At 61.4% G+C, this 21736-nt stretch carries 20 protein-coding genes; 5 read left to right on the top strand and 15 right to left on the bottom strand.

Translation table 11 applies throughout. The features are described 5' to 3' along the window. The first annotated feature begins 97 nt into the window (after positions 1-97). A complete protein-coding gene (locus tag Q5H92_RS25325; RefSeq protein ID WP_305014374.1) occupies positions 98-1684 on the top strand; it encodes a peptide MFS transporter in 1587 nt (528 codons plus the stop codon). A gap of 69 nt (positions 1685-1753) precedes the next feature. Beyond that, positions 1754-2017 carry a hypothetical protein gene (locus Q5H92_RS25330; RefSeq protein WP_305014375.1) on the top strand — a complete coding sequence of 88 codons (264 nt, stop codon included), beginning with the start codon at positions 1754-1756 and terminating at the stop codon, positions 2015-2017. A gap of 108 nt (positions 2018-2125) precedes the next feature. On the opposite strand, the gene groL is transcribed toward Q5H92_RS25330, so the two are convergent. The 12 genes from groL to Q5H92_RS25390 form a co-directional block, all read right to left on the bottom strand. Then, the gene (groL, locus tag Q5H92_RS25335; RefSeq protein ID WP_305014376.1) at positions 2126-3772 is read right to left on the bottom strand and encodes a chaperonin GroEL; all 1647 of its coding nucleotides are present in this window, start codon (positions 3770-3772) and stop codon (positions 2126-2128) included. 63 nt (positions 3773-3835) lie between these two features. Further along, positions 3836-4126: a co-chaperone GroES gene (gene groES / locus Q5H92_RS25340; protein ID WP_068232777.1), complete on the bottom strand. Its 291-nt coding sequence runs from the start codon at positions 4124-4126 to the stop codon at positions 3836-3838. A 258-nt stretch (positions 4127-4384) separates the two neighbouring features. Further along, positions 4385-4777, bottom strand: coding sequence for a preprotein translocase subunit SecG (secG, locus tag Q5H92_RS25345; RefSeq protein WP_305014377.1), 393 nt, complete (start codon positions 4775-4777; stop codon positions 4385-4387). Positions 4778-4801: 24 nt separating this feature from the next. Further along, complete coding sequence (locus Q5H92_RS25350) at positions 4802-6391, bottom strand: DUF8458 domain-containing protein (RefSeq protein WP_305014378.1); 1590 nt, start codon at positions 6389-6391, stop codon at positions 4802-4804. A gap of 202 nt (positions 6392-6593) precedes the next feature. After that, positions 6594-7070: an LptE family protein gene (locus tag Q5H92_RS25355; protein ID WP_305014379.1), complete on the bottom strand. Its 477-nt coding sequence runs from the start codon at positions 7068-7070 to the stop codon at positions 6594-6596. Positions 7071-7161: 91 nt separating this feature from the next. Next, positions 7162-8457, bottom strand: a complete 1296-nt coding sequence (locus tag Q5H92_RS25360) for a sigma-54 interaction domain-containing protein (RefSeq protein ID WP_305014380.1) — start codon at positions 8455-8457, stop codon at positions 7162-7164. A gap of 114 nt (positions 8458-8571) precedes the next feature. After that, on the bottom strand, positions 8572-10008 hold the full coding sequence (gene miaB / locus Q5H92_RS25365; protein WP_305014381.1) for a tRNA (N6-isopentenyl adenosine(37)-C2)-methylthiotransferase MiaB: 1437 nt from the start codon (positions 10006-10008) through the stop codon (positions 8572-8574). A gap of 178 nt (positions 10009-10186) precedes the next feature. Next, the gene (pabB, locus tag Q5H92_RS25370) at positions 10187-11461 is read right to left on the bottom strand and encodes an aminodeoxychorismate synthase component I (protein WP_305014382.1); all 1275 of its coding nucleotides are present in this window, start codon (positions 11459-11461) and stop codon (positions 10187-10189) included. A 41-nt stretch (positions 11462-11502) separates the two neighbouring features. Continuing rightward, positions 11503-13074 carry a tetratricopeptide repeat protein gene (locus Q5H92_RS25375; protein ID WP_305014383.1) on the bottom strand — a complete coding sequence of 524 codons (1572 nt, stop codon included), beginning with the start codon at positions 13072-13074 and terminating at the stop codon, positions 11503-11505. Between the two features lie 96 nt (positions 13075-13170). Continuing rightward, complete coding sequence (locus Q5H92_RS25380) at positions 13171-13932, bottom strand: zinc ribbon domain-containing protein (protein WP_305014384.1); 762 nt, start codon at positions 13930-13932, stop codon at positions 13171-13173. Then, entirely contained in the window at positions 13922-15043 is a 1122-nt protein-coding gene (locus Q5H92_RS25385; RefSeq protein WP_305014385.1) for a Nif3-like dinuclear metal center hexameric protein, read from the bottom strand. Before Q5H92_RS25385 ends, Q5H92_RS25380 begins: the two co-directional genes overlap by 11 nt. 123 nt (positions 15044-15166) lie before the next feature. Further along, entirely contained in the window at positions 15167-15865 is a 699-nt protein-coding gene (locus Q5H92_RS25390) for a uracil-DNA glycosylase family protein (protein WP_305014386.1), read from the bottom strand. Positions 15866-15919: 54 nt separating this feature from the next. On the opposite strand from Q5H92_RS25390, the gene lpxK reads away from it, so the two are divergent. The 3 genes from lpxK to Q5H92_RS25405 all read left to right on the top strand — a co-directional run bounded on the left by lpxK (position 15920) and on the right by Q5H92_RS25405 (position 19683). Then, positions 15920-17011, top strand: a complete 1092-nt coding sequence (lpxK, locus tag Q5H92_RS25395) for a tetraacyldisaccharide 4'-kinase (protein ID WP_305014387.1) — start codon at positions 15920-15922, stop codon at positions 17009-17011. Between the two features lie 94 nt (positions 17012-17105). Then, positions 17106-19076: a putative porin gene (locus Q5H92_RS25400; RefSeq protein WP_305014388.1), complete on the top strand. Its 1971-nt coding sequence runs from the start codon at positions 17106-17108 to the stop codon at positions 19074-19076. A gap of 10 nt (positions 19077-19086) precedes the next feature. After that, positions 19087-19683, top strand: coding sequence for a MiaE family protein (locus Q5H92_RS25405; RefSeq protein ID WP_305014389.1), 597 nt, complete (start codon positions 19087-19089; stop codon positions 19681-19683). On the opposite strand, the gene Q5H92_RS25410 is transcribed toward Q5H92_RS25405, so the two are convergent. From Q5H92_RS25410 to Q5H92_RS25420, 3 genes are all read right to left on the bottom strand, one after another. Then, the gene (locus tag Q5H92_RS25410; protein WP_305014390.1) at positions 19684-19953 is read right to left on the bottom strand and encodes a hypothetical protein; all 270 of its coding nucleotides are present in this window, start codon (positions 19951-19953) and stop codon (positions 19684-19686) included. It lies immediately after the preceding gene. Positions 19954-20043: 90 nt separating this feature from the next. After that, on the bottom strand, positions 20044-21333 hold the full coding sequence (gene fahA / locus Q5H92_RS25415; RefSeq protein WP_305014391.1) for a fumarylacetoacetase: 1290 nt from the start codon (positions 21331-21333) through the stop codon (positions 20044-20046). A gap of 186 nt (positions 21334-21519) precedes the next feature. Beyond that, on the bottom strand, positions 21520-21735 hold the full coding sequence (locus Q5H92_RS25420; RefSeq protein WP_305014419.1) for a NifU family protein: 216 nt from the start codon (positions 21733-21735) through the stop codon (positions 21520-21522). Between the last annotated feature and the right edge of the window lies 1 nt (position 21736).

A 21736-nucleotide genomic window follows, 5' to 3' on the forward strand; every position in this document is an offset into this window, starting at 1 on the left:
CGAAACTTTCCTAGATTTACCGTGCCCGCAATGCACGACACGCGCAGCCGGGCCGATTTCCCCCGCCATCAACTCATTTCTCACCCTCGTTTTTTCTATGCAAACCATCTCTGCTCAGACCGAGCAACCGCTCGCTGCGGAATCGACAAGCCACCCCAAGGGCTTGTACGTGCTGTTCACCACCGAAATGTGGGAGCGTTTTTCGTTCTACGGCATGCGCGCCATCATGAAGCTGTACATGGTGAAGGCCCTGCTGTTCAGTGAGGCCGATTCCTCCAACCTGTACGGCTCCTACCTCGGCCTGGTGTACCTGACGCCGCTGCTGGGCGGCTACATTGCTGACCGGTACTGGGGCAACCGCCGCTCGATTATGGTGGGCGGGCTGATGATGGCGCTGGGGCAGTTTGTGCTGTTTGCCTCGGCCAGCTCCTACCAGAACGCCAGCTTTGCCCACATGGCTTTCTACGTCGGACTGGCGCTGCTCATCTTCGGCAACGGCTTCTTCAAGCCGAACATTTCCAGCATGGTGGGCAACCTCTACCCGCCGCGTGACCGCCGCATCGACGTGGCCTACACCATCTTTTACATGGGTATCAACTTGGGCGCCACCTTCGCGCCCATCGTGTGCGGCTACTTCGGCGACACCGGCCGGCCGGCCGATTTCAAGTGGGGCTTCCTGCTGGCGGGCATCGGCATGCTGCTGGGCACCATCACGTTTGAATTTCTGAAGGGCCGCTTCATCGTGAATGCCGACGGCACGCCCCTGGGCGCCCGCCCCGAGCTTCGGGCCGTGCAAACGGCCAGCGAATCGGCTGGCAACACCCGCAAGAACCTGCTGCTGGTGGCCCTGTTCGCCGGGGTATTTGCCCTGCTCTACTTCGTGGTGCTCGACCAGAAAATTATCGATTCGCTGATTTACTCGGCCATGGTGGTGGTGCCCATCGCCGTGCTTTCCGATAAATCCCTCACGCCCGTCGAGCGCCGCAAAATCAACGTGGTGCTCATTCTCGGCTTCTTCGTGATTTTCTTCTGGGCCGCTTTCGAGCAGGCCGGCAACTCCCTCACCACCTTTGCCGACAAACAGACCGACCGCCAGCTGGGCAGCTTCCTGGTGCCGGCGTCCTTCTTCCAAACCATCAACCCCTTCGGCATCATCATCTTCGCCCCGGTGTTTGCCGTGCTCTGGACGTGGCTGAGCAAGCGCGGCAAAGAGCCGTCCTCGCCTCTCAAAATGGCCTACGGCCTGGCCCTGCTGGCCGTGGGCTATCTGGTCATTGCCTTTGGCGTGAAAGGCGTAACGGCCGACACCAAAGTGAGCATGTTCTGGCTCACGGCTATGTACCTGCTGCACACCTTCGGCGAGCTGTGCCTGTCGCCCATCGGCCTGGCGTTGGTAAACAAACTGGCTCCCGTGCGCGTGGCTTCGCTGATGATGGCCGTATGGTTTCTGGCTATTGCCACGGGCAACAAATTCTCCGGCACGCTGGGCGCACTCTACCCCGAGCCGGGCAAACCCGCCCCGCACTTCCTGGGCTTTGAGATTACCGGACTCTATGAGTTCTTCATGGTGTTTGTGGTGCTCTGCGGAGCCACGGCGTTCCTGCTGTTGCTCATCTACCGCAAGCTGACCAAAATGATGGCCGACGAGCCCGATGCCAATGTAGCTCCCGTTGTGGCAGCTTAAAGCCCTGACAACCCTATAGTAAAAGCCCCCGATGCACTAGTGTCGGGGGCTTTTGCTTTATCTTAGACCATGATTTTGAAGCCGCTCATTCCGCTCACGCTCCATCGTTTCTTACAGGCTCTGGGCGCACTGGTGTTTCTGTTTTGTGGGTTGGGCATCATCAATACGATGGTCAGCCTCAAGTACGAAATGGAAGACAACGACTGCATTTCCGTGGTTGATGGCCGCGATTTGTGCCAGGCGCTTCACTATAACTGGATTGGCTTGGGTACGGCTGTTGCCTTCATTGTGGCGTTGGCATTTGTAAAAACTAAGGATGGTCCGACAGAATAGTCCAATTGAAATCCATAAAAAAAGCCCCGCTGGCACTGCCAGCGGGGCTTTCTCTTGGGCTACAACGAATCTACGTAATCCGTCAAATCCGTTATAATCGGCGGTCGATTACATCATGCCGCCCATGCCACCCATACCACCCATGCCGCCGTCGCCGTGGCTATGGCCAGCTTCTTTGGGCTCGGGCTCGTCCGAAATCACGGCTTCGGTCGTCAGCAGCAGGCCGGCGATGGAAGCAGCATTTTCGAGGGCCAGACGGGTCACCTTGGTGGGGTCGATGATGCCAGCGGCTACCAGGTTTTCGTAACGGTCTTCGCGGGCGTTGTAGCCGTAGTCGCCTTTGCCTTCGCGCACTTTCTGCACCACTACCGAGCCTTCGCCGCCGGCGTTGGCCACGATGGTGCGGAGGGGAGCCTCCAGGGCCGTGCGGATGATGTTCACGCCGGTGCGCTCGTCGGCATTGTGGGTGTCCACAGCTTCGAGGGCCTCAATGGCACGTACCAGGGCCACGCCGCCGCCGGGCACCACGCCTTCCTCAACGGCGGCGCGGGTGGCGTGCAGGGCATCGTCAACCCGGTCTTTCTTCTCTTTCATTTCCACTTCAGTCGAAGCGCCGATGTAGAGAATAGCCACGCCACCGCTCAACTTAGCGAGGCGCTCCTGCAGTTTCTCCTTGTCGTAGTCCGACGTGGTGGTTTCCATCTGGGCTTTAATCTGGCTGATGCGGCCGCTGATAGCGTCCTTCGAGCCTTTGCCGTTCACGATGGTCGTGTTGTCTTTGTCGATGATGATTTTCTCGGCCGTGCCCAGGTATTCCAGGGTCGCGTTTTCGAGCTTGTAGCCTTGCTCTTCGCTGATAACGGTACCGCCCGTGAGGGTGGCGATGTCTTCCAGCATGGCCTTGCGGCGGTCGCCGAAGCCAGGAGCCTTCACGGCGGCAATTTTCAGCGAGCCGCGCAGCTTGTTCACCACTAGGGTAGCGAGGGCCTCACCGTCCACGTCTTCCGAGATGATGACGAGGGGCTTGCCGGTTTGCAGCACCTGCTCCAGCACGGGCAGGAGCTCTTTCATGGTGCTCACCTTCTTGTCGTAGATGAGAACGTAGGGCGAGTCGAACTCAACCTCCATTTTCTCGGGATTGGTCACGAAGTAAGGGGAGAGGTAGCCGCGGTCAAACTGCATGCCTTCCACCGTCTTCACTTCGGTTTCGGTACCACGGGCTTCTTCCACCGTGATGACGCCTTCTTTACCAACTTTGTCCATGGCATCGGCAATCATTTTGCCGATTTCCGCGTCGTTATTGGCTGAAATTGTGCCCACCTGGGCGATTTCCGAGTTGTTCTCGATTTTCTTCGACTGCGATTTCAGGTTGGCCACCACGGCGATAACCGCCTTGTCGATGCCGCGCTTCAGGTCCATCGGGTTGGCCCCGGCGGCCACGTTTTTCGAGCCAGCGGTGTAGATGGCCTGGGCCAGTACGGTGGCGGTGGTGGTGCCGTCGCCAGCCTGGTCGGCCGTTTTCGACGCCACTTCTTTCACGAGCTGAGCGCCCATGTTTTCGATGGGGTCGCGCAGCTCAATTTCCTTGGCCACGGTCACGCCGTCCTTGGTAATCGAGGGTGCGCCGAATTTCTTGTCGATGATGACGTTGCGGCCTTTGGGGCCGAGGGTCACTTTCACGGCGTTCGCCAGTTTGTTCACACCGGCCTGCAAGCGGGCGCGGCCTTCGGTGTCGAATTGGATGTTCTTAGCCACGTTGGGAAGAATTATGAGTTATGAATTATGAGTTATGAATTTTCGCGGGACCAAGCCTGTGGCTTAGAGCACAGCGAAAATGTCCGACTCGCGCATGATGAGCAGGTCCTCGCCGTCGACGGTGATTTCGGTGCCGGCGTACTTGCCGTAGAGCACCTGGTCGCCCACGGCCACCTGGGGCTTGATGAGCGAGCCGCTGTCGGCGGTTTTGCCTTCGCCCACGGCCACTACTTCGCCGCGCTGGGGCTTTTCCTTGGCCGTATCGGGGATGATGATGCCGGATTTGGTTTTCTCCTCGGCGGCGGCGGCGCGAACAATAACGCGGTCGGCCAGCGGTTTCATGCTAAGTGCCATTTTGGGTGTATTTGGGTTGAATTAAGGTTAAAAACTACGTGCCCGGCCCTGTCTCATTTCCCGTGCCAGCCCGCCAAACCTGACAAAATGGGCAGAATCTGGGCAGCTGCAGTGGCAGAGAAGCGAACCGGGGCCGCCATCACGGGCGCAAAGTTGCCAAAAAACCGATAGTGCCACCAGACCTGAATGGAAAAAGCCGGTTGCTTCGCGAGGGAAGCAACCGGCTTTTGGAAACGGTAGCGGGGTTAGCGCAGCAGTTTATTTGCCGGGAGTAGCGGGAGCGACAGGCTCGGCTGCCGGGGCCGTGCTGGTGCCGGCCGGGGCCGATGTAGCCGGAGCGGATGAGTTCGGGGCTGGGGCGGGAGCGGGCAGTTTGGTTTCGAGGGCGCGCTGCTGGTTCACGCTGCGCGCGGGGCCGGCGGTGGTGCCGGTGAGCATGTGTGTACCGAGCGACAGCACCACCAAGCCAATGGCGAAGCCCCAGGTCAGCTTTTCGAGCAAGTCGCCGGTGCGCTTCACACCCATCATACTGGCCGCGCCGCCGGCGCTGAACTGGCTGGAAATTCCGCCGCCCTTGGGATTTTGGGCCAGCACTACGAGAGCCAGCAGGAAGCACACAACAAGAATCAGAACGATGACGGCGATATACATGGAATCAAAAAGAAGAAAGGCGAACTACGCCGAAGGTTGCAAAGATTGTATTTGGGCCGCAAAGTACGCCATTTTTTCCGGCTGTTTCACCATTAATTTCTCATAAATCTCAATGGCCCGGGCAGTTTTGCCCTGGCGCACGAAGATGCGGGCAAGGTTTTCGGACACCAAATCGGGTTCGGCGCGGGTGCTGCGCACGCTGAGGTCGGTTTGGCCGCCGGGCGCGGGCGGCAGCATGCCCGGCCGGGTGAGGCGCGGCTGGCGCTTGAGGAAGTTGTTGATAAGGTCGACCGAAGAAGGCAAAACCGGGGCCGGTGGGCGGTGCGTGGCCCAGTGGTCGAGTAGCAGTTGGTCAGGCTCGAAGAAGGCACCGGCGGGCGGCAGGGGAGCCGCGGGGGGGACGGCAGTTGCGAGTACCGCGTCTTTTTCCGCTTTATCGGTCAGCAGGTCCAGCAGTTGCATGGAAAAGCCCAGTCGGCTGCTTTCGCCGAAGCCATAGCCGACGGTCGCGTCGCCGATAAAGGCGGCCGGTGTGAGAACTGGCGGCGCGGGCAAGGCCCCGGAACCCAGCGCCGGGAAGCCGGCCGCCGGCTCCGGGCCACCCAAACTGAGGGTGACGGCGGCAGCGGCCCACTCATCCACCAGCCCCGGCAACTCGTACGTCGGCGGGGTGGGCGGCGGTTCGGACAGGCCAAATTCAAAGCGCGCTTCGCCCGCTTCCACGGGCGGGCGGATGGCCGGTGCCTGCGCGGGCAAGTCCGGTTCGTCTTCGGGCGCGGCTTCCGGAATCAGCGGAATTGAGCCAGGTAAGGCTGGCGAAGTGGCGGGAATATCCACGCCTTCCCGGTCTATTAACACCGGTGAAACAGCGGCATCATTGGCCCCAGTGGCCGCTAACGCGAGTGCTGGCTTTCCCTCAGTTTCCGGCTCAAACTGTGTCGCAGTTGTAATTACCAAGTCAGTCGCCGCTTCAGCTTCTGGTGCCGCATCAGGCTCGGTTTCAACGGCAGGAGTCACTGCAGCGGCGGGCACGTCAATTACCGAAACCTCTGTTGGCGCCTGTGCCGGGGGCAGCGCAATCGCCACCGGCTCAGTAATTTCCTGGATGGGGGAAGGCACTGGCGCAGTCAATACTGGCGCCGGCTCCGGAACAAGCGCTGGTTCTGGAGTAGCTGGAGCCACTTCAGCTACCGGAGCCAAAGGCGGCACTTCAGGGGCTGCTTCCGCGGGTGCTTCAACCACCGGAAAGGTTTCGGTCGGCGGCGTCGGTGCCGCAACCAATGCCATGGGTACCAGCGCTTCCGTTGGCTGTAGCTCGGTAGGAAGGGCAATGTCCATTTTCTCCCAAGTGTCCTCAACGGGCGGCGCGACGGGGGCCGGCTCTACTTCCTCAATCAGGCGGCGCAGCAGGGTGCGGTCGGCAGCGTAGGTAGCGGCGCGGCGCAGGCGCTGGCCGGCCAGCATGGTGCCGTGGTCGTGGGCGGCTTTGGCCAGCAGCAAGTGGGCCGTCTGGCAATAGGGAAAGGCCTGGGCCAACTGCTCCAGTTCGCGCACTTCCGCCGGGCCAAGGGCCGTGGGGCGGGCAAGAACCTGTAAAAGCGTGGCGCGGGTCACGAGCGTAAAATGACTTAAGAAAGGCAGCAGCGAACGAATAACTACTTCAATTCCATCGGGTCGACGGAAGAATGGGGGCGCAACATTACGTCAATTTACGCAAATCTCCACCTGTTTTTTTGCCAGCAGCCTAGGGCGAAGCCAACGGTCAATGGCAAGGCCTTCAACGTTTGTGTTTTATCAAAATCACCGCTCTTGGCGCCTACCAGTTAGCCACCGATTTATTGAAAATATCGGTGATGATTTTGGTCGTGGTCGTACGCACGGTGTTTGGGTCGCTGTTGATGGTGGCGATGTTGCGGTCGGCGGCGTAGTCGTCGAAGTTTTGGAATATCTGCTCGAAGCTCTGCTTGTCGTCCTTGGTGTTGGTGAAGCGGATTTTAACCTGAATGGTGAGGCGGTTGGAGCCGGCCTGGCTTACCCCGTTCACCTGTTGGATGGATGCCGGGGCAAAATCATAAGCCACAATGTTGCCATCAAACTGCAGGTCGCCGTCGCGCGGCACCAACTTCAGGTTGGTATTGCGCTGGAAATAGTCCTTCAAATCCTCGGTGAAGCGCTGCGTCAAAAAAGCCGGGCCCGTCGGGGAGTTGTTCTGAATCGTGGAAATGGAAATAGTGCGCACCGCCGGGTCAATGTTGGTGCCATTGAAGGAGTAGATGCCACAGCCGCTGGTCATTAAGCTTATAGCCAATAGCTGATAGCTGATAGCGCGGCGGCTAAAAAGAGAGAAAAAGCCAACAGCCAGCAGCTTAAAGCCAATAGCTAAATCAAACTTGCTCCAGGTCATATTGCTTGAGTTTGCGGTAGAGCGTGCGCTCTGAGATGCCCAAATCGTGGGCGGCGTACTTGCGCTTGTTGTTGTGCTTCTTCAGGGCCTTGAGAATCATCTCGCGCTCCTTCACATCGAGCGAAAGCGTTTCTTCCTCGGTTTCGTGCGGAATGTCTTCCACCGGGGCTTCGTCGTCGTAGCCGGTGGCGGGCTCGTTGTTGTAGGTGCTGGGGGCGGGCGGCAGGAAGTATTCCGCGCCCGGGCCGCCCTCAAACGCGCTGGCCGGGCCGGTATTGCTGAAGAGGTGGCTGTTTTGGCGCAGCAGCTCCTGGGCCTCTTGGGGGCGCTGGCCGGTGGCCAGTTCCAGCACCATTTTCTTGAGGTCCGTCATGTCGCGGCGCATGTCGAACAGGATTTTATAGAGCAAGTCGCGCTCCGAGTAGCCGGCCGTGGCCCCGTCGGGGGCGCCGGGGCCGCCTAGCAGCATAGGCAGGCGGCTGGTCTGGTCCTGCGGCAGGTAGGGGGCTAGCCGGCGGGCGTCCAGCTCGCGCTCGGTTTCGAGCACCGAAATCTGCTCCGCGATATTCTTGAGCTGGCGGATGTTGCCGGGGAAGCGGAAGCGGGTTAGCGCCTGCACCGCATCGGGTAGCAGCGTGATGGGCCGGCTGCGGTAGCGCTCCGCCGAATCGGAAGCAAATTTGCGGAACAGCAGGTAGATGTCCTCGCCGCGCTCGCGCAGCGGCGGCACTGTGATGGGCACCGTGTTCAGTCGGTAGTACAGGTCTTCGCGGAAGGTGCCGGCCTGCACGCGGTCGAGCAGGTTCACGTTGGTGGCGGCCACCACGCGCACGTCGGTTTTTTGCACCTTGCTGCTGCCCACCCGAATAAACTCGCCGTTCTCGAGCACGCGCAGCAGGCGGGCCTGCGTGCCCAGCGGCATTTCCCCAATCTCATCGAGGAAAATGGTGCCGCCGTTAGTCACCTCGAAGTAGCCCTTGCGGGCCTCGTTGGCGCCGGTGAAGGAGCCCTTTTCGTGGCCAAATAGCTCCGAATCAATGGTGCCTTCGGGAATGGCGCCGCAGTTGATGGCAATGAACTGCCCGTGCTTACGCGGCGAGAGGGCGTGGATAATCTTGGAAAACGACTCCTTGCCCGACCCGCTTTCGCCGGTGATGAGCACCGTCATGTCGGTGGGTGCCACCTGGGCGGCCACCTGAATGGCGTAGTTCAGCGCCGGCGCGTTGCCGATGATGCCGAACCGGAGCTTGATGGATTGGATTTCGGAAGGTGTCAAAGGGAAGTCAGAATGGAATAAAACGGTAAGAGCGCACTAGGGCGCGTACTTTCGGGGATGGTGCCCCTTAAGCCTGGCAATCGGCGAGGCCGCCGAACCCGCCGCGGCGCGTCTCTACACCATCTCGCCCAGCAGCGCCGCGCCTGTGGTACTGGTAGCCAGCACGTTCACGTAGTCGCCTTTCCGGGCGTTACCCTTGGGGAAGATGACGACCTGGTTCTGGTCGTTGCGGCCACTCAGGTGCTCGGCCGAGCGTTTGGAGGGGCCTTCCACCAGCACCTGATGCACCCGGCCCACCATGCGGGCGTAGCGGGCGCGGGCGTGCAGCTGCTGCAAATCAATGATTTCCTGCAGGCGGCGCTTCTTGGTTTCCAGCGGAATGTCGTCTTCGAGCTTGCGGGCGGCCAGCGTGCCGGGGCGCTCCGAGTAGAAGAAGTTGTAGGCCATGTCGTACTGCACCAAGTCGAGCAGGCTGAGCGAATCCTGGTGCTCCTCCTCGGTTTCGGAGCAGAAACCGGCAATCATATCGGTCGAGATGGCGCAGTCTTCGCCCAAAATCCGGCGGATGGCGCGCACCCGCTCCTCGTACCAGGGCCGGTCGTAAGTGCGGTTCATGAGGGCCAGCACGCGCGAGTTGCCGCTCTGGGCCGGCAGGTGGATGTACTTGCAGATGTTGTGGTGGCGCGCCATGGTGTGCAGCACCTCGTCGGTGATGTCCTTAGGGTGCGAGGTGGAGAAGCGCACCCTAAGCTCTGGGCTGATGAGGGCCACGCGCTCCAGCAGCTGGGCGAAGTTGACGTGCTCCAGGCCGTCGGCCGAGGCCCATTTGTAGGAGTCCACGTTCTGGCCCAGCAGGGTCACTTCCCTGTAGCCGGCCGCTACCAGGGCGCTGGCTTCCTGAATGATGCTGTGGGCGTCGCGGCTGCGCTCGCGGCCGCGGGTGAAGGGCACCACGCAGAACGAGCACATGTTGTCGCAGCCGCGCATGATGCTGATGAAGGCCATCACGCCGTTCGAGTTCAGGCGCACGGGCGTGATGTCGGCGTAGGTTTCCTCGCGGCTCAGCAGCACGTTCACGCCCTTCTGGCCGCCATCGACCTGGCTGATGAGGCCGGGCAGGTCGCGGTAGGCGTCGGGGCCCACCACGAGGTCCACGATTTTCTCTTCCTCCAGAAACTTGCTTTTCAGCCGCTCGGCCATGCAGCCGAGCACGCCCACGAGCATGCCGGGCTTGCGCTTTTTGTGCGAGTTAATCTGCTTGAGGCGCATGCGCACCGTCTGCTCGGCCTTCTCGCGGATGGAGCAGGTGTTGAGCAGCACGAGGTCGGCATTGGCGAGGTCGTCGGTGGTATCGAAGCCCTCATCAAACAGTATGCTCGTCACGATTTCCGAGTCCGAGAAATTCATCTGGCAGCCGTAGCTCTCAATGTAGAGCTTGCGCTGGCGGCCGGTGCGGGTAGCGGCGGTCACGCGCACGTCGCCGCTGGGCGTCGCCTCGGCGGTGGGAGCGGCTTTATCTAAAAAATCTAAGGTTAACAGGGGCTGGGCCATATTCTAAACGCTTTTCGGCGGAGGACAAAGATACGGCAGCCGGCCGTAAAATGACAGAATGGCAGGGACGCTATGTTATTGAGGACGTCATGCAGAGCGCAGCGAAGCATCTTTACCGCAGCAGTAAATCAAATTACTCTTGCGGTAAAGATGCTTCGCTGCGCTCTGCATGACGTCCTCATTCCCCAACCCTCGCCCCCAGTACTTCCAGCAACGCCCTGGCTTTCAGCAGGCATTCGTCGTATTCACGCTCCGGGTCGGAGTCGTAGGTGATGGCCGAGCCGACCTCGAAGCTGAGGTAGCCGGTATCCTGCCGGTACTGGAGCGAGCGGATGACGACGTTGAAATCGAAATCGCCGTTGGGCCACACGTAACCGATGCTGCCGCTGTAAAGGCCGCGCCGGGTGGTTTCGTAGTGCTCGATGAGCTGCATGGCCCGGATTTTTGGCGCGCCCGTCATCGAGCCCATCGGGAAGGTGGCGCGCAGTATTTCGGGCATTTTCACGCCGGGAGGTAGGTCGGCTTCCACGGTGGAAATCATTTGCCAGAGGTGCCGGAAAGGGTAGAGGCCAAACAGCTCGGGCACGCGCACGGTGCCGGTTTGAGCTAGGCGGGCGAGGTCGTTGCGCACCAGGTCCACAATCATGAGGTTTTCGGCGCGCTCCTTTTCGTCGTGCAGCAGTTGCGCGCGCTGCTCGGCGTCCTCAGCCGGCGTGCTGCCGCGCCGGATGGTGCCCTTGATGGGCTGCGAGCTGATGCGCGAACCTTGCCGCGCCAGAAACCGCTCGGGCGAGGCGCAGAGCAAAAACTGCTCGTGCCAACGCACGAAGCCCGCGAAGGGGGCAGGCGAGGCTTCCATCAGCCGCCAGAACACATCGACGGGCTGCAGGGCCACCCGTTCGGCGTAGAATTCCTGGCACAGATTCAGTTCGTACACTTCGCCGTTGAGGATGTCGGTCCGAATGGCTTCGACGGCGCGCAGGTAGTCCGCACTGGGCATGCGGGGCCGCAGCTCGGGCACCTGTGGCGCCGCAGCAGACGGAATGGGAAAAGCTAGAATCTGGTTTAATACATTCGCGGTTAAGCCGTGAATTTCAACTGATTCAAGCTGCCAAATCAGCCAGGTTCGCGGAGTGAAAAAGGCCAGCTGCGGCCAGCCCATCCCGTTGAAGTTCTGACTCGACAGCGCCTCAATATCATTCTTAACGTCGTAGCCGATGAACCCGCAGCGCAATTCCGGCGCCTCTGCATACGCCAGCTCACTGAGCGAATTGACGGTTGCTGCGCCCGCCGGCGCCACCGCCAGCAGGCGCCGGAATGGCCCTTGCGGGTAGGTCAGGTCGTTGTGCTCGAAGTAGGCGCAGTGCGCAAACTGCGCGCCCCAGTGCAGGGCCCGCACCCGAAAGTCGGCGGGCAGTTCGGCAAGGGGAATAACCAGAGGGTTCGAAGTCACCGCGCAACGTTCAATTAATCAATACTTACCAAGCAGTCCGCTTATTTCAACTCGCGCAGGGCCAGCGTGGCTTTGGCGTCGGTGCTGTTTTTGTATTCGTGCCAGGGGTAGTGCAGGGCTTTTTCGAAGTAGAACCGCGCCTGGGCTTTCTTGCCGGCTTCCTGGGCCAGGTAGCCTTGCTGTAGGGCCGCCTGGGCCGCAAAGTAGTACGGCGCTTTGGGGCCGGCCACGGTTTGGGTGCGTTCGAAGTAAAACCAGGCCGAATCGAGCCGGCCCAGGCCCTGGAAGGCGCGGGCCCGGCGGTAGGGCTCCTCAATCCGGTCGCGCCAGAGCGTGGTGGGCGTGCTGTGGAAGCCGCGCAAGGTGGCCAGGGCCTGCTGGTTGTAGCCGCCATCGGTTTGCAGGCGGGCGCGGGTGAGGACGGGGTTCAGGGCCACGGCTTCGTGGTAGTAGTGCTGGGCGTAGTTGTCTTCCTCCACGTCGGTGGGGCCGGGCTGGTTAATCTGGGCGCGGTAGCGGGCCACGGTAGCCGCCGGCGCCCCGCCCAGCCACGCGGCCAGGTAGAGCTTAAACGCCGCGTCCTTGCGGTAGTGCAGACCTTTGTACTCGCGCAGAAACGCCAGGTTTTCGCGCTCCGAATCGTCGTAGTCGCCTTTGTAGAGCAGCAGGTCGGCGGCCATGTGGCGCAGGTAGGGCACGGGCGCGTAGCCGGGGCCGGTGGGCCGGGCGCGGTAGGCGGCCAGGGCGGCCTCGCCGTGGTGCTGGCGCTTGTTGATGCTGATGAGCAGGTAGGAAAACAGCAGGTTGTCGGGCTGCTGGGCGTGCAGGCGCTCAGCCAGGCGCAGGGCTTCCTCGGGCTTTTTGTAGTAGCTCTCCCGAATCAGGCTGAAAAAAATCTGGCTTTCGATTTGGAAGTCGTGGGGCTGGGCGGCCGCCAGGGCCAAGTTTTTCAGGCCCTCGCCGGAACTGGCCGTCAGGCCCAGCAAGCTCAGCAGCCAGTGGTAGCCCTCGGGCAAAGAGCCTACTGCAAACTGGTAGATGCCCAGTGTCTTGCGTGCCGGCAGAAACGCTGGGTAGTGCTTCACCACATCCTGCATCTGGCGGTAGCCGCTGCGCAAATGGTAGCCGCCCATCACCACGTGCTTGAACAGCAACTGACTCAGCCCGAGATGCAAGGTCATTTCGGCGCGGGCGTAGTCGCGCAGGACGCTGGCCGGCGCCTTGTCCAGGGCGGCTAACCGGGCTTCTTGGGCGCTGGCTATGGCCTCGTAGCGGGCGGCGTCCTGGTTCAGGAGCAGGTCGGCAAAGTCGACACAGTTGGCCACCAGCAGGGGGGCGGGCGCGGCGGGCGTGCCCGCCAGATCGGGCCGTAGCAACTCACGGGCCGGCCCCAGCCGCAGCTTCAGCACCTCAGCGTAGGCGCGGCGGCAGTTGGGCGTAAGCTCGCCCGAAGCTGCTACGGTTTCGGTGGGCTGCCTAGCGCCGCCGGCTGCGGGTGCGGTGTCGGCGGCGCAGCTCAGAAATAGCAGCCAACCCGCCACCCGGCCCGCCCGCCGCGCCGCCAAAGCGCGCGCCGGTACCAAACAGCGGAAAACGTTGGCCAGAGACGCCATGCAAGAGTTTAAATGAAAAAAGGAACGACACCGGGCCGTTCCTTTTCTACGCTTTCAATCAGTAAATCAGATTTCTGAGTTTCCGGTCAGCCGAGCTTAGGAAATGCGGGCTTCCACGTCGGCCAGGATGCGGCCGCAGTGCTCGCACACGATGATTTTTTTGTGCGAGATAATGTCGGCCTGGCGCTGGGGCGGCACCGTGTTGAAGCAGCCGCCGCAGGCGTCGCGGCGCACCAGCACCACGGCCAGGCCGTTGCGCACGTTGCCGCGGATGCGGGTGTAGGCCGTCAGCAGGCGGTCTTCCACCGGCTTGGTGGCTTCCTCGCGCTGGGTCATGATGGTGCGCTCTTCCTCCTCGTTCTCGCCCACGATGGTGTCTAGCTCCGACTTTTTGTTGTCGAGGTCCTTGCGGCGCTCGTCCAGCTTCGACTTGGTGCCGCTGATTTCGGCATTCTTCACGTCAATCTGGTACTGGGCTTCCTTGATTTTCTTATCGGCAATCTGGATTTCCAGGCGCTGCAGCTCAATTTCCTTGGCAATGGCCTCGAACTCGCGGTTGTTGCGCACGTTCTGCTGCTGCTCATCATACTTTTTGATGAGCGACTCGGCGTCCTTGCTGGCCTGCTTGCGGCTCTTGATGAAGTCGTTGAGGCCCTGAATGTCTTCGTCGAACTTCTTTACGCGCACTTCGTAGCCCGCGATTTCGTCTTCCAAATCCCGCACTTCCTCGGGCAAATCACCGCGCACGCGCCGGATTTCGTCGAGCTGCGAGTCGAGGTGCTGCAGGGTGAGCAGGGCTTCGAGCTTGGCGGCTACGGGAACGTCGGCGGGAGCCACGGCGGCACTTTTAGCAGTCATATTGAACGGGGTTCGTAGGGGTTTCAGCGATTAAGACCGCAAAAGTACGTCCAAATCCGGCCGTTAGCAAATCCCGAAACACCTCACTGGTGAACTGTTCGCTCTCAAAATGGCCCACGTCGCAGAGCATGAGCTGCCCCTCGGCCCCAAAAAACTCGTGGTATTTCACGTCGCCGGTCACGTAGGCGTCGGTCCCGCTGGCCCGCGCCGCGCTAATCAGGAAAGCCCCCGCCCCGCCACAAATGGCCACGGTTTTGATGGGCTTTTCAAATGCCGTGTGGCGCACCACTGGCACTAGCAGCTGCTGCTTCAGCAGCTGCCGAAACGCGGCCGGCTCCAACGCTTCCGGCAATTCGCCAACCATACCGGCGCCCACCTCCTGGTGCACGTTTTCCAGTTTAATCAATTCATAAGCAACTTCTTCATAAGGATGCGCGGCACGCAAAGCGCGCAGCACGGCCGCTTGCCGATGCAGGGGCAGCAGCACTTCGAGCCGCTTTTCGGACACAGTTTCGGGCTGGTGCTGGGCACCAATGGCAGGCTGCGTGCCCGTGCCGGGGGTGAAGGTGCCCGTGCCCTCGGCCTGAAAGCTGCAGGCCGAATACTGGCCAATCTGGCCGGCGCCGGCAGCGTAGAGGGCCGCCAGCACGCGGCCGGCTACGTCGGCCTGCTGGTCTTCGGGCCGGTTGGGCACGTAAATGCTGAGGCGGGCTAAAATTCCGCTTTGCGGAGCCAGCACGCGGGTTTTCAGTAGGCCTAATTTCTCGGCCAGTTTGTCGTTCACGCCGCCGCGCACGTTGTCGAGGTTGGTGTGGGCGGCGTAGATGGCCACATCGTTTTTGAGGGCGGCGATGATGGTTTGCTCGACTTCGTTGGCGCCGGTGAGGCGCTTGAGCGGCCTGAAAATGACCGGATGGTGGGCCACCACCACGTTGCAGCCGCGCCGCACGGCCTCGGCCACCACGGCGGGCGTGCAGTCGAGGGTGATGAGCACGCCGGTGATTTCGGCCTGCGGGCTCCCGCACTGCAGGCCGGCGTTATCGTAGCTTTCCTGGTAGGCGAGGGGCGCGGCGGCTTCGAGCAGGCGGGCGAGGTCTTGAACGGTGGGCATGGTGTGAAAATTTGGTAATGGCCGTCATGCAGAGCGCAGCGAAGCATCTCTACCGCGCAACGCAATTATTTACTGTTGCAGTAAAGATGCTTCGCTGCGCACTGCATGACGTTCTGTTTTTATTCAGAAAGAAGTCCGTTCAGAAAGAAGTCCGCCCAGCGTCTCCACGTACTTCGCTACGTTGGCGGCTTCGTCGCGGCTGCGGTATTGCATGAGGTAGCGCGGGTGGTCGAGCACGATAATTTCATCGAACAGGCCCAACTCGGTGTTCAGGCGCTTGAAAAACTCGCCGTTGCGCTTGCCCAGGCTCACGGCCACGTCGCGGCGCAGGCCCAGCTCTTCCACTTGCTGGCGCAGGGAAAGCTGGATATCCGGCCACAGGGCTTTGACTAAGGCGGGTGAGTCGTAATAGTTGTAGTTCAGGCCGTTTTTCAGCAGCACCAGCGGGTAGAGCGAGCTGACGTAGAAATGCTGGTAGAACTCGGCCGAGCCGCCCATGGCGTTGATGACCTTGTATACGAATTGGGTGGAGGTTTCTGGCCGGCCGCGCGGGAGGTCGTTGGCAATGCCGCAGTGCTCAGCCAGCGCGGCGGGGTCGGTGAAGGCGACGCCAGTGCGGCCCATGCCCAGCCGGCCGGGGTTGATGCCCAGCAGGGCCACGCGGGGCTGGTTGTCGGCGTAATATCGTTGGGCAAAGCGCGTGAGCAACTCCCGCACCGGCGGCTCGCGGAAGGGGCTGTGGGCTTCGACGCCGGCGGGCAGGGCCGGGGGCAGGGGAAAGGTGGTCAGGAAATGCAGCAGACGGTCGGCCAGGGTAGACATAAGCCAAAAGTACGCGCCGGGCGCCGGCCAAAGCTGCCGTACTTTTGGGGGCGTATGGGCCGTTTGCTGGTGATTTTGCTGCTACCGTTTTCCTGGCTCTACGCCGGCGTGATGGCCGTGCGCAACTGGTTGTATGACCGAGGCTGGAAGAAATCGGAAGCCTTCGCCGTGCCCTTGCTGGGCGTGGGCAACCTGCGGGTGGGCGGCACCGGCAAAACCCCGCACGTCATCTGGCTGGTGGAAGAATTGCTGCGCCAGGGCCACCGCCCGGCCATCCTGAGCCGGGGCTACGGCCGCCAAACCACCGGCCCGCGCCTGGCCGGCCCCGCTGATTCGGCCGCAACGGTGGGCGACGAGCCGTGGCAATACTTCGGGCATTTCGCGGGGCAAGCGGTGGCCGTGGCGGTGGCTGAAAAGCGGGGTCTGGGCGTTCGGCTCTTGGTAGAAACGCATCCCGAAATCACGATTATCGTGCTCGACGATGCCTACCAGCACCGTGCTGTGCGCCCCACGCTCAACGTGCTGCTGACCGAATATGCCCGGCCATTTTATGAGGACTTTGTGCTGCCGGCTGGCCGCCTGCGCGAAAGCCGTAGCGGCGCCCGCCGGGCCGATGTCGTCATCGTTACTAAATGCCCCGTTGGCCTGACCGAAACCGCGCGGGAGGTCATCAGGCAGCGCATTGGCCGCTACAGCCGCGCAGCCGTGCCGGTGCTGTTTTCGGGGTATGACTATGGTGCGCCCCAAGCCCTGGTGACGCTGCCTGAAACCAATGGGAATGAGGTAATGCCTGGCGCATCGCCTTTGCCAACGCCGGGGCCAGCGCTGCTGCTCACCGGCATTGCGCAGTCGGGGCCGCTACGCGAATACCTTGACTCTCAGGGCTACGACCTGCGCTACCACGCGCATTTCGCCGACCACCACGTCTTCCAGCCCACCGACTTTGTGGCCCTGCGGCAGCATTGGCAGCCGGGCTGGCCTATTTTTACAACGGAAAAGGACGCCACGCGCCTGCAAGCGGCCGAATTACGGCCTGCGCTGGCGGGGCTTTCCATCTATACCATTCCGGTGCGGGTGGCGTTTCTGGGAACGGGTGCCGCAGCATTGCGGCAGATGCTGCCCGGAAAGCGCGCCATTGCTCCCTGATTTGATTTTAACCCTGCCGGGCTCCGGCGCATCCGCTACCTGATTGAAGCCCCCACAACGAGGAATATTAAGATGCTGGCCGCGGCTGCTGGCTTTGTTGCTGCTGATGGGGCTGGCCGCGCCCGCCGCCCGCGCGCAGGTGCTCGACGACTCCACCAAGGTGGTGTACGGCCCGAAAACTACCCGCGTCATCTACGAAGCCGAGGTGCTGCGCGACTCCACCGGCGGCACTCCGCTCGATACCACGCTCACGCACTTCCCGCAGGACCGGTTTTGGATGCACGACACCACGTTTCAGCAGGATTTGGGGGCCGTGGGCACGGCCTCGCGCCCGCTGCTCTACCAGCCCAACCTGCAGCTGGGCGCCCGCTTCGGGCGCGACGTGTTCAACAAATACGCCCACGATGCCAGCCAGGTGCCGTACTACGACTCCCGCTCGCCGTTCTCGTTTTTCCGGTACATTCAGTCCGGCGCCGGCGAGCAGGTTTTTGAGTTCAACTACAGCCGTAGCCTGAAGAAAAACTTCAGCGTGGGCTTCAACTACGAGCGCATTGCCTCGAATAAAGTATTGGCCACCAGTGGCGCGGGTTTCGGCAAGGGCCTGGTGGAGCACTCCAATCTGATGCTGTACGGCCGCCTGCAATCCGAGAGCGAGCGGTACCACTTGCTGTTCAACATTGGCAATGCCCGGCACAGCGGCGTGGAGCAGGGCGGTATCTGGCCGGTCAGAACCCGGGAGCTGCCAGATGGAGGAACGGACTCCGTGACCATCGCGCCGAACCAGCTGTTCAACTACGGCGCCGAGCGCGTGTACCTGACGAAGGCCATCAATACCGAGCACCGCGACGAGCTGTACTTCACCCAAACCTACCGCCTGTTGGGCCGGGGCCTCACCGTGTACCACACCTTCGACGCCAAGCGCCAGTACAACAGCTACTCCGACCAGGCCCTGCAGCGCCTCAACTCGGCCGAGGTGTACTACCCGCGGGTGCTCTTTTACCCGCGCGTGCTGCGCAACACCACCGCCATTCTCGACCGGGCCGAGTTTCGGCAGGTGGAAAACACGTTCGGCGTGCTGGGCCGCACCGACGTAGTGGAATACCGTCTCTACGGCCGCCTGCGCAACGCCAGCCTGGCCACCAAAACGCTTTACGTGAACCAGTTCCGGCCCGTGCGCGCCACTACCGGCGACTCGCTGGTGCAGGGCGCGCCCACCCGCACGTTTACCCAGGCGTTTGTGGGCGGCACGGTGGCCTTCAACTACCACAAGATTTACGCCGTGGAGGCGGCCGGCGAGTACAAGCTGTTTGACGAGTACTGGCTGCGGGCCTCGGTGCGCACGGGGCCGCTGTCGGTGGAGGCGTTGCGCTCGTCGTATTCGCCCACGCTCACGCAGCAGGAGTTGGTGGGCAACAACTACGAATGGCATCACCTGCCCGGCACGGCTACCGAATTCAGCAACACCAGCAGCACCCAGCTCACCGGCCGCCTGCGCTTCCGCCTGCCCGATTTTGGGCGCTTCACGCAGCAGCATTTTGAGGGCAGCGCCAGCCTGGTTAATCTCGCCAACCTGGTGTATTACAACACGGCGGGCATGCCCGAACAAGAAACCGCGGCCAAAGACCTGCAGATTGTGCACGCCCGGCACCAGGTGCATTTCGGGCGGGTGGGCTTCGACAACCAGGCCACCTACACGCGGGGCGGCGACGTGAACGGCATCCGCATTCCGAATCTGGTGACCAACTCGCGGGTGTTCTACGAAAGCTATATTTTTCGCAAAGCCATGTTCACCCAGACCGGTATTCAGGTGTATTACCAATCCCGCTACCGGGCGTTCGACTACAGCCCCAGCACCCAGCAGTTCTACCAGCAAGACCATTTCACCATCACCAATCACGCCGTGGCCGACGTGTTTTTCTCGGCCGATATCAAAGCGGTTTCGGTGTTCCTGAAAATGGCCTACATCAACCAGGGCATCATTTCGAACGGCTATTTCACCACGCCCTTTTATACGGGCTACCCGCGGCGCTTTCAGTTCGGGGTGCGGTGGAATTTCTTCAACTAGAAATCAGCACATGAAAGAGAAAACCATTCTGAAGCTCAAGCTGAACACCGACCCGCGCTGGGTGAATATTGCCGAAAAAAACATCGAGGATATTTTGGTCGACCACGCTTGGTGCGAGCAAAAAGCCGCCAGCACCGGCATCAGCATGATTATTCACTACCCCGAGAAAACCCGGCTGGTGGACGAGCTGACCGACCTCGTGGCCGAGGAGTGGAGCCACTTCGAGCGCGTGCTGCTGGAGCTGCGCAAGCGCGGCTATGCGCTGGGCCGCCCCCGCAAAGACGAGTACGTGGTGCAGCTACTAGCCCACGTGCGCAAAGGCGGTGCCCGCGAGCGCCAGCTCATGGACCAACTCCTTGTATCGGCCCTCATCGAAGCCCGCAGCTGCGAGCGGTTCAAGCTGCTCTGGCAAAACATCGCCGACCAGGAGCTAAGCAAGTTCTACTACGAGTTGATGGTGTCGGAAGCCGCGCATTTCGTGAGCTACGTGGACCTGGCCAAGGAATATTGCGACCCCAAGCTGGTAGACGAGCGCCTGCAGGAATTGCTAGTTATCGAAGGCGAAATTGTGACCAATCTGCCGGTGCGCGACGACCGAATGCATTAGTCAAAGAGCTGGAGACACCCATTCAACCCCTGAAGCAGATACTGTCAAAAAATCAATTCGTTGAAGCTCTACCCAACGCTCCTGGGTAGTGTCGTATTCTACTATCTGATAGTTTCTACTACAGTTGCGCCAGTTTGAACAAGGACACTTATTGGGCTCTTCATCCCAAGAAATAGCAGCTCTTCTTTTCAACTCGTTGGCAGCAGCTGTAAAAGAAGGAAAATCCTCCGGCTGAAGTTCGGCGTGCATTGCATCCTCAATTTTAAACATTGCTTAACAGGTTTACTATTGAGAAATGAAAGAAATGAGCCCAGTATTATAGTTGATGAATAAGGTGCTCAAACCTTGAAATGAGTCACGTTAGCTGTTAGCGGGCAGCACCGTGCCGCGCACCTCGCCAAAGCCAATCCGCACGCCGTCCTTTTCGGCAAAGCCGCGCATGGTTACCGTGTCGCCATCGAGCAGGAACTTGCGCTCTGAGCCGTCGGCCAAGGGCACGGGGCGGGTGCCGCGCCAGGCCAGCTCCAGCATCGAGCCGAGCGAGTCGGGCGTGGGGCCCGAGATGGTGCCCGAGGCGTAGAGGTCGCCGGCTTCGAGGTTGCAGCCGTTGGAGGCGTGGTGGGTGAGCTGCTGGGCCATGCTCCAGTACATGAGGCCGAAATTGGCGCGGCTAATGGTGGTTTCGGCGCCGCCGGCAGGCGTGAGGGCCACTTCAAGGTGCACGTCGAAGTTGTGCGCGCCGCTCTGGCTGAGGTAGGACAGAGGCGCGGGCTCCTGCGTGGGGCCGGCGATGCGGAAAGGCTCCAGCGCGTCGAGCGTGACCACCCAGGGCGCCACGCTGCTGCCGAAGTTTTTGCCCAGAAACGGCCCCAGCGGCACATACTCCCAGCTTTGCAGGTCGCGCGCGCTCCAGTCGTTGAACAGGCAGAGGCCGAAAATGTGCTCCTCGGCCTCGGCAATGGGCACGGTGCTGCCCAGCTCGGTGCCGGTGCCCACCACGAAGGCCATTTCCAATTCAAAATCGAGCTGGCGGCTGGGGCCGAAGCTGGGCGCCGCTTCATCGGGCGCCTTGCGCTGGCCGTTGGGCCGGCGAATATCGGTGCCCGACACCACGATGCTGCTGGTGCGGCCATGGTAGCCGATGGGAATGTGGCGCCAGTTGGGCAGCAGGGCGTTGGCCGGGTCGCGGAACATCGTGCCCACGTTAGTGGCGTGCTCGATGCTGCTGTAGAAATCAGTGTAGTTGGCGGGCTTCACGGGGCGCAGCATCCGCACCTCGGTTTGGCGGAGCAAGCAGGCGCGCACGGCTTCTTCGTGGTCGCGCAGGCGGGACTCATCATGGCGCAGCAGCTCGCTCACGCGCTGGCGCACGGCCCGCCACGCCGGCCGTCCCAGCCGCAGAAAGGCATTGAGCGAGCGGCGGCGAAACACCTTGGGCTGGGCGTCGCCCAACTCGGTCAGGTCCTCAAAAAAGCCGTACTGGCTGGCCGCGTACAAATCGAGCACGTAGCCGCCAATAGCCACACCCAGGCGGGTGCCTCGCTCCTCAGTTTCAAACACCCCAAACGGGAGGTTCTGGATGGGAAAGTCGTTGTCGGGGCGAATATCAATCCAGGAGCGAAGGGCGGGCGAGTTGGGCGAGGTGGCCATATGGAGAGAAGGGCGGGGACGTTAGGGGAAAAAGAAAGGAAGTGAGGGCAAAACAGAACGTCATGCTGAGCGTAGTCGAAGCATCTCTACCGCAATAGTAAATCACTCAATTGAGTTACTACCACACGCGAGATGCTTCGGCTACGCTCAGCATGACGTTCGGATTTTCTAGTCAAAAACGAAGAACTACCGCGCTTCCACGGCCGTGATTTCGGGCACGGCCTTCTTCACAGTGTCTTCCAAGCCGGCGCGCGTCATCGGCGACATGGGGCAGGCCCCGCAGGCGCCCTCCCATTGCAGCTGGAGCACGCCTTCGGGCGTGATGTTGGCCACGCGTACGTTGCCGCCGTCGGTGGCCAGGTAGGGGCGCAGGGTGTCGAGGGCCGCCTCGATGCGGGGCATC

Origin of the sequence: Hymenobacter mellowenesis (assembly GCF_030581005.1) — a bacterium.
Classification (GTDB): Bacteria; Bacteroidota; Bacteroidia; order Cytophagales; family Hymenobacteraceae; genus Hymenobacter; species Hymenobacter mellowenesis.